At 33.3% G+C, this 12,005-nt stretch carries 11 protein-coding genes; all 11 read left to right on the forward strand.

The genetic code is table 11. From position 1 onward, the window contains the following. The first annotated feature begins 108 nt into the window (after positions 1–108). On the forward strand, positions 109–678 hold the full coding sequence (locus tag RR062_00055) for a hypothetical protein (protein MEG2026119.1): 570 nt from the start codon (positions 109–111) through the stop codon (positions 676–678). Positions 679–1,136: 458 nt separating this feature from the next. Further along, entirely contained in the window at positions 1,137–1,457 is a 321-nt protein-coding gene (locus RR062_00060; protein MEG2026120.1) for a helix-turn-helix domain-containing protein, read from the forward strand. Between the two features lie 389 nt (positions 1,458–1,846). Then, on the forward strand, positions 1,847–3,907 hold the full coding sequence (locus RR062_00065; GenBank protein ID MEG2026121.1) for an AAA family ATPase: 2,061 nt from the start codon (positions 1,847–1,849) through the stop codon (positions 3,905–3,907). Between the two features lie 144 nt (positions 3,908–4,051). Beyond that, on the forward strand, positions 4,052–4,543 hold the full coding sequence (locus RR062_00070; protein MEG2026122.1) for a hypothetical protein: 492 nt from the start codon (positions 4,052–4,054) through the stop codon (positions 4,541–4,543). Between the two features lie 36 nt (positions 4,544–4,579). After that, positions 4,580–6,724 carry a hypothetical protein gene (locus tag RR062_00075; protein MEG2026123.1) on the forward strand — a complete coding sequence of 715 codons (2,145 nt, stop codon included), beginning with the start codon at positions 4,580–4,582 and terminating at the stop codon, positions 6,722–6,724. A 206-nt stretch (positions 6,725–6,930) separates the two neighbouring features. Then, the gene (locus RR062_00080) at positions 6,931–7,116 is read left to right on the forward strand and encodes a hypothetical protein (GenBank protein MEG2026124.1); all 186 of its coding nucleotides are present in this window, start codon (positions 6,931–6,933) and stop codon (positions 7,114–7,116) included. Continuing rightward, on the forward strand, positions 7,116–7,529 hold the full coding sequence (locus RR062_00085) for an NAD-binding protein (GenBank protein MEG2026125.1): 414 nt from the start codon (positions 7,116–7,118) through the stop codon (positions 7,527–7,529). The genes RR062_00080 and RR062_00085 overlap by 1 nt, the downstream gene beginning before the upstream one ends. Next, entirely contained in the window at positions 7,526–8,197 is a 672-nt protein-coding gene (locus tag RR062_00090; GenBank protein MEG2026126.1) for an NAD-binding protein, read from the forward strand. The genes RR062_00085 and RR062_00090 overlap by 4 nt, the downstream gene beginning before the upstream one ends. Then, positions 8,169–9,650 (forward strand): TrkH family potassium uptake protein, encoded by a 1,482-nt coding sequence (locus RR062_00095; GenBank protein MEG2026127.1) that lies wholly within the window; start codon positions 8,169–8,171, stop codon positions 9,648–9,650. The genes RR062_00090 and RR062_00095 overlap by 29 nt, the downstream gene beginning before the upstream one ends. A gap of 91 nt (positions 9,651–9,741) precedes the next feature. Next, positions 9,742–11,214 carry a DUF4118 domain-containing protein gene (locus RR062_00100; GenBank protein ID MEG2026128.1) on the forward strand — a complete coding sequence of 491 codons (1,473 nt, stop codon included), beginning with the start codon at positions 9,742–9,744 and terminating at the stop codon, positions 11,212–11,214. Between the two features lie 3 nt (positions 11,215–11,217). Beyond that, positions 11,218–11,892, forward strand: a complete 675-nt coding sequence (locus tag RR062_00105) for a response regulator transcription factor (protein ID MEG2026129.1) — start codon at positions 11,218–11,220, stop codon at positions 11,890–11,892. Positions 11,893–12,005 lie beyond the last annotated feature (113 nt).

Raw genomic sequence — 12,005 nt, forward strand, 5'->3', positions numbered from 1 at the left:
TTTTAGTTTATAAATTTACATAAAGTGTTGCATTTCTCTATTCAAATGTGATACAATCATAAAATATTGAAATATATCTAATAATTGTTAGCAAATAGGGTGAGATAAATGAAAAATTATTTTTATACAAAAGACCAATCAGCCGTTATAGAATATGAGGATACGGCTTACAATTCCCTAGTTGAAATAGTATTGTCTTTTAGTCAACAATTTGCCGAATTAGGACTAAAAATTGATTGCCAACGCAGTTATTATGATTTTTCGGACGGTACTACTACCCAAGAAAGACCGGAAGAGCAAGCCTATTATGATTTCTCATTCGTTTACAACATCATACCACTTGATAGCGACATAGCCGAGGCGACAAAGGTCGGCAAACTTATAGACAACTTTACTTCGCTTAGTTCCAAACGCAAAGGAAAGTTTTCTATGTTTACGCCCGATTTTATTCAAGAAATCAAGCAAAACGTAGCTACGACTTTGCAAGTCGCTTTAACAAAAATTACCGAATTAGGTTATGACCAATATCTAGCAGATTTTAAGGCAAACGACGAAGTAGAAGTCGCTAGGTTTACGGCAAAATTTAAACGCCTTAAAACCTTACTTATAGCTCTATTTCTTGCGGGAATTGTTGGCTTAGTCGCAATAATTATTTTTGCAACAAAATATTTCGGTTAGTATTTCAAAATGCAATATAAATCGTAATCGTTTATTGTCAATTAACTAAATAAATTTAATTTAGTATACAATAGATTAAAAAGGTTATAATTTTCTATGTAATTAAATTTAAGATTGCTAGCTTAGTTATAATTTTCTACTTGATAAATTGTAACTAATAGCACTTAAAAGATAAATATATCACGAATATATCACGTAATAAACACTAGGCAAACTTAAATTAACTGTAAAATGAATAGAGTAAAAGTTGATTAAATGTCATTATATTTATCATAAAATATCTTATTATATGTAATATATTGCATTTTTCACAGTAAAAGAAGGAAATAAGTTATCTCACGATTATTGACATTTCAAAATATATGGTGTAATATGTATAATAAGGAATAGGGGGGTAAGCGATTTCATACATAAGACAATATAAAAATGGCAAATTTTTTAAAAAGGAAAGAGATATTATGTTAAGTGAACAAAACAAACAAGAACTAACTACAGCTATGGCGGACAACTTGCATATGCTCAGGTCGCATCTCGGTTTAACTCAAGACGAAATTGCAAAAATTATTGGTGTAAGCAGACATACGGTTTTATCTATTGAGAATCAATCCCGTGAAATGTCGTGGAATACATTTTTGTCACTAATTTTGCTTTTCACCAAGAATGAAAGAACAGACAAATTAATGAACATACTGGGCATCTACACTGACGAGTTAAACGACTTCCTTAAATTAAGAGGTAGAGTTAAAGTTAGACAAGGCGCTAAGAACAAGGCAAACTAACAAACTTAATTTAGTCCGCATCAACAGAAAAAGTGTTTAGCCAAGATTATTTTTTGGCTTGACATTGTTTTCTTGCAAAATAGTATTGCTCAAAGCGGTACACTGCCCAGAGCTGACTTTTGGTCAATTACGTATATACCGTTATTGCTTTTTTAAGTAATAACGGTATATTTTTGGTTTTTATACCGACATAACGCCAAAGCTAGGCTTGTTTTTGTTGTTAGTATCAAATTTAATTTGTTATATTGCAGTTTATGCCAGCGTAAAATACATTTTTTGTTTAGCTGATAAATAAATTAACAAATGTATTTATATAATTAAAAAATGATATAGACAAACAGTCGTATCTTTGCTAAAATGAAGTAGAAAATAAAATTAAGGAGATTTAAATGATAGTTAAATTAGTTACAGTTGTTTTTGACGCCGAAAAACTTCTTAACGAGCCGAGAGGAGTATATGCAATAGGCGCAATAAAATCCCTTTTGAAAAAACTTTATACTAATATCATAATTGTGGACTTAGGAATATCAAAATGCGCTATAAAAGTTTTTATAGGCGAAAATGCGCCTTGTAGCAAGGACAAAGAAATTCAATCAGCAATTTTAAAAGAACTTAGCGATACTTGCATTAATACTTCGCCAAAAATTGGCGTGAAAGAAACTACCTTTGTTCCCAAAGAATTCCTTGCCTCAACCGAAAGCCATAAAGACGACAAAGAAAGCGACGATTTCGAAGACGAAGAAGAAGACGAAGAAGACGAAGAAGTTTTAGATGATTTTTTTACCGACGAGAAAACCGAAAAGATAAGTAATCTAGATGAAGTAAAACAAGAAGTTGATAATTTGGTGGGGTGCGAAGAATTTAAATCGCTTGTAAACGAGATTATCTCGGTCGCTCCTCAAATTATCAAATATAAAACAATAAATAGTTTTCTTTCGCAACATTATTTATTTGCAATTAATCAAGGGTGTGGTCTTACAACCTATCTTAAATTATTCGCAAGTTTGCTTAATGCGCTAGATATCTTTAACTGTGATTGCGATACAGTAAAGGAAATAAAACTTCCTTCGCCAAATAAAGATACCGCAAGTCAATTAGTCGACTCAATTTCTTCAATCGAATCTTACGCATATAGCAATAAAATGGTTTGTATAGACATTAGTAATTGGATAAATCAAACCAACAACATACAATTTAAGCAGTTTTTGACCGATTTAAGCAATTTAGAAAAAGTAGTAATTGTCTTTCGCGCGCCTTTTATCGAAGCTGACATTTTAGAGAATATTTCTCGCAGTATTGCGGATATTTTATATATAAAAAATATCTCATTTGCTCCCTTTAATAATGAAGAGCTTAACATTTTTGCAAAACGAGAAATTAAAGCTATGGGTTTTGAAATGGAAGACGACGCCGTTCAAATTTTAAACGAGCGTATTTTTGAAGAAAAAAGCGACGGCAAATTTTACGGCTTTAAGACAGTAAGTAAAGTAATCAACGAAATGATTTACAAGAAGCAATTAAGCAATGTAACTAACAAAAAAGATGACGTTATAATTAAAAAAGAGGATATTCTAACTCTTGCAACTTCAAACGATGGCAATAATTTAAGCGGAGAAGAAATGCTAGGCAAACTTATCGGCATGAAAAAGATTAAAGCCAAAGTTGAAGAAATTGTAACGCAAATAGAATTTTCTTTGCGCAATAAATCGGTAGAATCTCCCTGTATACACATGCGTTTTGTCGGCAATCCCGGTACGGGTAAAACTACCGTCGCAAGAATATTAGGTAAAATTTTGCGAGAAAGGGGAATTTTACGCAACGGCAATTTCTTTGAGTATGCAGGTAGAGATTTTTGCGGTATGTATATAGGCGAAACTGCCCCAAAAACGTCTAGCATTTGTCGAGACGCCTATGGTTCGGTTTTGTTTATCGACGAAGCTTATTCGCTTTATACCGGCGAGAAAGATTCCAGAGATTATGGCAAAGAGGCTTTAACTACGCTTATCGCCGAAATGGAGAATCATCGCAACGACCTTGTTATAATTATGGCTGGATATCAAGAAGAAATGCAGTCTTTATTAAAAGGTAACACCGGGCTAGAAAGTCGTATGCCGTACATAATAGATTTTCCAAATTATTCAAGAGAAGATTTGTTCAATATATTTATGTCTATGGCGGGTAGAAACTTTGAGTACGAAATAGAATTTAAGGAAGTAGCAAAAAAATATTTCGACGCTTTACCCGACGATATTATAAATGCCAAAGAATTTAGCAACGCTCGTTACGCAAGAAACTTATTTGAACGTGTTTGGGGCAAAGCTGTTACAAGGGCGAAATTACAAAAAGAAGAAAAAATGCTTTTAAAGTGTGAAGATTTCAAAAACGCTACTTACGAAAAAGAATTTTCAACTTTAAACGATAAGAAAAAGCGTCCAATAGGGTTTATTTAAACACTAGATAGTTTTTACTATAAACAACTTTACAAATATTTTAACAAAACTATAATTACTATAAACATTGACTTATGAAAATACTATGATAAAATAATTAATGTAATTGTAATTTTTAATCAAACAATAATGGAGGATATAGCAATGGAAGCATCTGTTCAAACACAGAAAAATGCAAGCCAAGTATTTAAAAAATTTTGTAATTATCTAGATAAAAATAAAATTTATTATGACACTGATACGACAAATGATAGATTTAATGTTAGCTTGTCGTATTCGGGCGACGACCTTTCAATGCAGTTTCATATCGAAATTGACGCATCTCGTCAAATAATATACGCTCTTTCGCCGTTACCTTTTATAGTTGAAAATGATGCAAAGAAAAATATAGCTTTATCGCTCTGCGCAATTAACAATGTATTAGCAAGCGGGTCTTTTGACTTTGACCTTAGCTCGGGTCGAATTGTATATAGACTTACTTACGGTATTTTTGATGGTCTAATTTGCGACAACGCATTTGCTTACATTATTAGACTTCTTAACGCTACGGTAGACAAATACAACGACAAATTACTTATGGTATCAAAAGGTGTTCTAAGCGTAGAAGAACTATATAATTTAGTCGTTAACAACTAAACTATTTATTTAAATATTAACTAAAAAAGGAATTTTATGACTGTTGTAATAACGCTTTGTTTGATAGCTATGTTCTGTTTAGTCGTCTTTACGCTTGCTAAACTTATTTTTTCAAATAGAGCTAATAAATTAGCATTTTTAAAAAGTTTTCAGCGTGGTAAATTTGTGATTATTTATATTGTCGCAATTCCGCTGTTTCTCTTAGGCTTAATCTATGATAACTTTTCGGTATTAACGTCAATTTTACTGGCTATTCAATGTGGCGTAGAATTAGTAGTGCTTAAATTTAGTTATGATAGCGTTGTCAACTTAATGCAAGACAATTTGTATTTTTGCGTTGCTATTTATACTTGCTATGTTTTAGCCTTTCTTAACGCAATTATGTTTTCGGTTACTCTCTTTGGACAAAATTTATCAAATTATCTTCGCAAGCAAAAAATTTTTAAATTAAGTAAAAAAGTCTACATTGTAGTTGGTTATAACAAACAAAACCTATCAATTCTTGATTCCGTTGACGGGCAAGCAATTTTATTTGCCGACATGGATCAACATAGTAAAGAAGAGCTTTTTATTATGAAAAAAGCCTATAAAAGTTATAACTACAAAAAAGATATAGGGGAATTAATTAAAAAATCATTTGGAAAATTTACCGATAAATCAATAAATGTTATAGTAAATACTAATGACGACCATTTAAATTTAATTTTAACCAAACAACTTAGCCAATTAATAAACGACTATTTTTTGCAAGTTCAATCGATAGATAATGCAAACGGTCTAAATTGTTATATTTTTGGCGAGCCTGAGAATTCTTCGGCGTTTATTCATTTTGTTGAAAAAACCAAAGGCCGAGTTCATTACGTCAACAAATACAAGCTAATATCTATGAGTTTTGTAGAACAATATCCTTTAACGCAGTTTATGGACGAACAGCAAATTGATTATCAAACGGCAACTATTAAAGAAAATGTTGAAATAAACGTAGCTTTAATAGGTTTTGGAAAGACTAATCAACAACTTTTTTTAACTTCGGTTGCAAATAATCAATTTTTGACTATAAGTCAAAATGAGTTAGTAGACAAACCCGTAAATTACTATATTTACGACAAAGAAAACTCTCAAAATGATAAAAATTTAAATCACACCTATTTTAGATATTCTCACGAATATCCAAGAATTTTGGCTGACAAAGACAACTACTTAGATTTGCCTAGCAAGAGCGCAAATGAAAAATTTGAAGTTTTAGATGTCAACGACCAAGAGTTTTATGCGTCGATATTTAAGAATTTAACTTCAAAGACAAAGCTAGCCTATAATTATTTAATTATAGCTTTTGGTAGCGACCTAGAAAATCTCGATTTAGCAGAAAAAATTACTTCCAAACTTTTCGAATGGGAAATGCTTGCAAATACTAAAATTTTTGTTAAAATACGTGACGATGTTTTAACAAATCAAGTTGTGTTAAAAGAATATGCGGTAAAGGGCGGTTTCTTTACTTTTGGAGCTGAAAATTCGGTAGTTTATAATGTTAATCAAATTGTTAACGAAAAGAAAGAGCTTATGGCAAAAGGCAGGCACCTTAGCTACGCTATTGAAGACAGCAAGAATGACAATATTAATGAAGTAAAAGAAAAAGCTTTAAATAAATGGTATGTCACGTGGAATCAGGCTCAACGAGAGTCAAATATTTACGCTTGTCTATCTATTAAAAGCAAACTTCAATTACTTGGCTTTGACATTGCAGAATTAAATTCTACTAAGCCCGACGCTTCGGTCGAATATATGGCAAATTATAGTTTAAACGACGCTATTGTCTATAACGGAAGGGTGGTAAATGGCAAACAAATTGTCGATTACGGAGATTGTAACTTTGTAAGCGGTACGCCTCGTAACGCTTTGGCAGTTCAAGAGCATCTCCGTTGGAACGCTTATATGCTTTGCTCGGGGTATATTCCCGCAACAATCAGCGATATAGAGTTAGATAATAAGTCCTTACTTTTAGAAAAACGAGTCCACGCAAATTTAACAACTTTTAAAGGCTTGCTTAAATATAGAGAAATTATTTCAGCTGTTCGTAATTGTTCGATTGTCGACGCAGACGTAATTAAATATGATTACCAGTTAATGGACGACATAATTTGGTTACTCAATATTTATGGTTACAAAATTGTTAAAAGGTAAACCTACTTAAATAGTTGTCAAACACAATTACATTATTTGTATTAATTAATAACTTATATTTATTTACATATTTAGTCAAGGCAAACATCGTTGCCTTGATTTTTTTTACTTCTTAACACTATCTTTATACGCTTTGACTTATTCCACATACCGTCTTTATATGGTTTGTAATAAAATAATACTAATAAAAGGTTATGGAGGCAAATATGGAAGAATTAGTAGGACAAAGAGTAAGATTAATTTTTAACGTAACTAGCGGACTTGTCAGTTGCGAAGGAACTATTCTTAGATTTGTTGGCGACTTTGCAGTATTTGACGGAGCGCAAGGTATTGTATATTATTCAACAAAATATATACGCAGTATTACATTACTGCAAAAAGAGGTAGATTAATGAACAAAGACAAAATCATCATAGTAGGGTCTGGCAAGCTTGGTAGTAGGCTAGCTAGCTTACTAAGCGAACAAGGTAGCGAAGTTATTATTTTAGATAAGCAGGAAAGTTCTTTTGCTCGTCTTGACCAATCGTTTAGCGGTTATACGGTTTGTTGCGATGCCTTAGACCAAACAGCCTTAGAAAAAGTAGGCATCAAACAAGCAAAAGAAGTAATAATCGCAACCGAAAGCGACGACACAAATTTGTTACTTTCCCATATCTGTTTTTACATTTACAACGTACCCCGTTTATATGTAAGACTTGCAAACGCCGACAAAGGGCAACTGCTTAACGACACTACAATTAAACCAATCTATCCCTTTTTATTGTCGGTAGAGAAATATTTAGATATTAAAGGAGAAACAATATGAAAATAGTTATCGCCGGCGGTAATCACGAGGCAGATTATATAGTAAAAATGTTTAAACAAGATAATAACAAATTAGTTATTGTCAATCAAGACCAAACTTATTGCGAATATATCTCAAAAAATAATAAGATAGACTGTATTTGTGGCAATCCTTCAAGTAAACGCATACTTGACGAAATTCATATAGAAAATTTCGACTTACTTATAGCTTTAACCGATAATGACGCAACAAACTACTCAATATGTCAAATGGCAAAAAAACTTTATTTGGTAAAAAGATGCGTTTGCACAGTAATTAATCCAAAAAATGTCGAACTTTTTAAAAGTTTAGGCATAGACGGCATAATTTGTTCGACATATCTACTTGCTCAAACCGTAAAAAATCACAGTCAAATAGATAGTCTAATAAAAAGTTTGTCAATAGAGGACGAAAAAATTGCTATTACCGAACTCGAAGTCAAAGCCAATAGCGTATTAGTAGGTAAGACGCTTGCCGAACTTGACTTGCCAACTAATATCAATGTAAGTTGTATTTTTAGAAAACCACAAGTTATTATTCCCAATGGGCAAACAGCGATAAATGGTTATGATAGGCTAGTAATAGTATGCGAGCCTAGCAAAGTAGACGAGGTAACTAGATATGTCAACAACACAACTGTTAGTAAATAAGCCCCAAGTACAAGGCGTAAAAATGCTTATAGGCTATCTCGGTATGTTTATGATACCCGTAGGTATTTTGTGCTTAATACCTTTGCTTATTCTACCGTTTTATCCTAGCGAAGTAATTTACGCTAGAAATTATATAATACCCGGCGTTTCCTCGATATTTATAGGGTTTTTGCTTTTTTTGTTGATTAAGGGCAAGCAACGTGCTCAACTTCAACGCCATCAAGACGCCGTATTAGTTACGGCAATTTGGGCAATTTCTATTTTAATAGGCGCTATTCCAATTATGATGTCGGGGTATAATTTTACGCACGCAGTGTTTGAATCTACTAGCGGTTTTACTACAACCGGACTTTCTATCGTAGACGTAGACAATTCGCCGAAGTTACTTTTGCTTTATCGTAGCTTAACCCATTTTTTTGGGGGCGTAGGTTTTGTCTTAATAGTTTTTTCAATAGTTTCGGACAAATTCGGTATGCAGTTATATTCTAGCGAAGGTCATAGCGATAGACTTATGCCAAATTTACTTAAATCTGCTCGTACAATAATGGCAATTTATTCCGGGTTGATTGCGTTAGGAACGTTAGCTTACTGTTGCTTTGGTATGTCGCTATTTGATGCGGTTAACCATAGTATAGCCAGTCTTTCTACCGGCGGTTTTTCAACTAGGTCTACTAGCCTTGCTTACTATAACAGTGCGCCTATTGAGATTATTACCGTTGTTTTAATGTTTCTAGGCAACGCAAATTTCTTAGTTTTGCTCAATCTTGTGCGTTGCAAAATTAAAAATGTTGTAAAACACAGCGAAACGATATTAGTCTGCATAGTAATGCTGTTATTCTTGCCCATATTAATCTATTCGGCGACAACGTTTACCGATAGTTTTTGGATGGCTGTAAGAGTAGGACTCTTTCAATTTACCACAGCGTTAACCACAACGGGTTTCCAAATGTTACCCGACAATAGCAACTTTTCAGGTTTGCCATTCATTTTTAATGGTGTTATAATATTATGTATGTTAATCGGTGGCGGGGCAGGTAGCACAGCCGGCGGTTTGAAACAAAGTAGAGTAGCTTTGATGTTGAAATCTGTCTACTTTAATTTTCGAGATAAACTTTCTAATAAGAACGTAATTCGCACAAATTTAATTTATCGTGTCGGCGAAAAAGTTGAAGTAAAGAAAGATGATATAGCCGAAAATTATAATTTTATAATGGTGTATTTATTAATATTTGCATTAGGCACTATCATATTCTCGGCATACGGCAACAATTTAACCGACAGTATGTTTGAGGTTGCTTCTTCGTTAGGTACGGTTGGCATTTCGGCGGGTTTGACTGCGCCGACAGCTCCGCCTTTGCTTCACTGGGTATCGACTACTTGTATGTTTATAGGTAGACTAGAAATATTTGTGGTATTTGTGGCAATTTCTCGTATGTTTACTAGAAAGAAATAATTTAAATAGTAATATAACTCACTAATAACTAACAACCAAGCGATTGAGATACTTATTTGTTTTTCAATCGCTTAACACAAACAATTCTTATATGAAAAAAGAAATAATCAAAAATAGTTTAATTGACTTACTAATTTTAGTACTTGCAACTTTGTTGGCTTATGCTTTTGACCAAAGCAATATTCGCCGAGAGAATATTTTGCTTATATATGTTCTAGCAGTCTTGCTTATACTTATTATTTCAAAAAAAGCGGTTTATGGCATAGTTTCAGGCATTTTTTGCGTAGTGCTATTTAACTTTTTATTTACCGAACCGCTTTACAGCTTTTTAATTGACGACCCAAATTATATTATTTCGCTTGCGATTTTTCTTGTAGTAGCCGTTGTTATTTCAACTCTAACGACTTCTTTACAAAAGCAAATAGAAATTAGCGCCGAAAACACTAAACGCATAGATTTGCTTTATCAAGTTAGCAAAAAATTACTTCTGTGTAAGGGTATTGAGAGCATCGCTCAACTAGAAGAATCAATACTAAGCGATTATCTTAAACGAGAAGTTTCAATTATGATAGGCAATGGCAACGAAAAATTTACCGTCGGCAATTTTTTAGATTTTACCGAAAACGCTCCTCAAATTGACTACGCTATTGCGTACAACTTAATTTGTGGTAAAAATATGCCTAAATTTAGTCAATGCGAATACGTTCTTTTCCCAATATCTACAAAGACCGGTATTTTTGGAGTAATTGCCGTAAATTGCGCTAAATCTAGTTTGACTAATACTCAAAAAGAGTTTGTCGAAACAAATATCGCCCACGCTGTAACCGCTCTTGAACGGGAACAGTTTGCCGAAATTAGCAAGAATGCTAAGGTCGAAGCCGAAAATGAGAAATTCCGTTCAACCTTATTGCGTTCTATCTCGCACGATATCAAGACGCCCTTAACCAGCCTTTCGCTAGGCTCGGGTTTTTTACTCGACAATTTTGAAACGGCAGACGACGCTATAAAAAAGAGCTTTTTAACCGATATTAATACCGAAACAGAAAGGTTGAACGAATTTGTAGATAATCTTTTGTCAATGACTAGGCTTGACGATAATAAATTGTGCATAGATAAGAAGAATGAGATTGTCGACGAAATTTTAAGTGAAATTTGCCAAAGAATGAGCAAGCGACTTTTACAACACAACTTAATTTTGCGTCCAAACGACCAAATAATGTATGTTTACGCCGACAGCAAACTTCTTATGCAAGTGCTTACAAATTTAATTGATAATGTAATTAAACACACTCCAAGCGGTAGCGATATTGAGCTAAGTTACTATAAACAAGACCAAAGCATAGTATTTGAAGTTGCCGATAACGGCGGTGGTTTTAAACAAGATTTTGCCGACTTATTTCAAGACTTCGCTTCAATTTGTAATACAAAACAAGATAAGGGTAGGGGGCAAGGGTTAGGACTATCAATTTGCAAGTCCATTGTAAATGCGCACGGCGGTACAATTTCGGCATTTAATAATGGCAAAGGCGCGACTGTAAAGTTTAACATACCTAGCAAGGAGTAAGATATGAAAATTCTTATAATCGAAGACGATAAAGTTATAAATAAATTTTTAACCGCTTCGCTCAAAGCTAATAACTACGAGGTTATTAGCGCAGATTGCGGGTTGTTAGGAATTTCTTTATTTTTAACCAATAATCCTCAACTTATTCTACTTGATATGGGTTTACCCGATATTGACGGGCTAGAAGTAGTCAAACAAATAAGGGCTAAGTCGGCAGTTGCAATTATTATTGTGTCGGTAAGAAATAAAGAAAAAGAGAAAGTCGAAGCCCTAGACGCAGGCGCTGACGACTTTGTTACCAAACCTTTCAACATCAACGAGCTTTTAGCTCGTGTAAGGGTAGCTCTACGTAAATTTACTCCACCCGAGCAAAACAACGAATTTGTTCTTAAAGATTTATTTGTCGACAAAGATAAACGCAAAGTGTATGTAAATAGCGTAGAGGTCCATCTTACGCCCATAGAATACAAGATGCTTATTCTTTTAATTGACAATCAAGGCAAAGTTTTGACTCATAGTTATATTCAAGCGCAAGTTTGGGGCTACGCTGTTAGCGACGATTACCAATCGCTACGTGTCTTTATGGCTAGCATAAGACGGAAATTGCGTGATAATTCAACACTGCCTAAATATATTACTACCGAGGTAGGCGTAGGCTATCGTTTGCTCGAAGAATAATTCCTTTTAGCCATAATTATTTTATATTTTTAAGTAAACTTTTATATTATTTTTTTAGACAAAATGTAATATTTATTTTTCATACATTATGTTATTTCTAATGCTAAAAGTAG

Source organism: Clostridia bacterium (assembly GCA_036654455.1).
Lineage (GTDB): Bacteria > Bacillota > Clostridia > Christensenellales > CAG-314 > JAVVRZ01.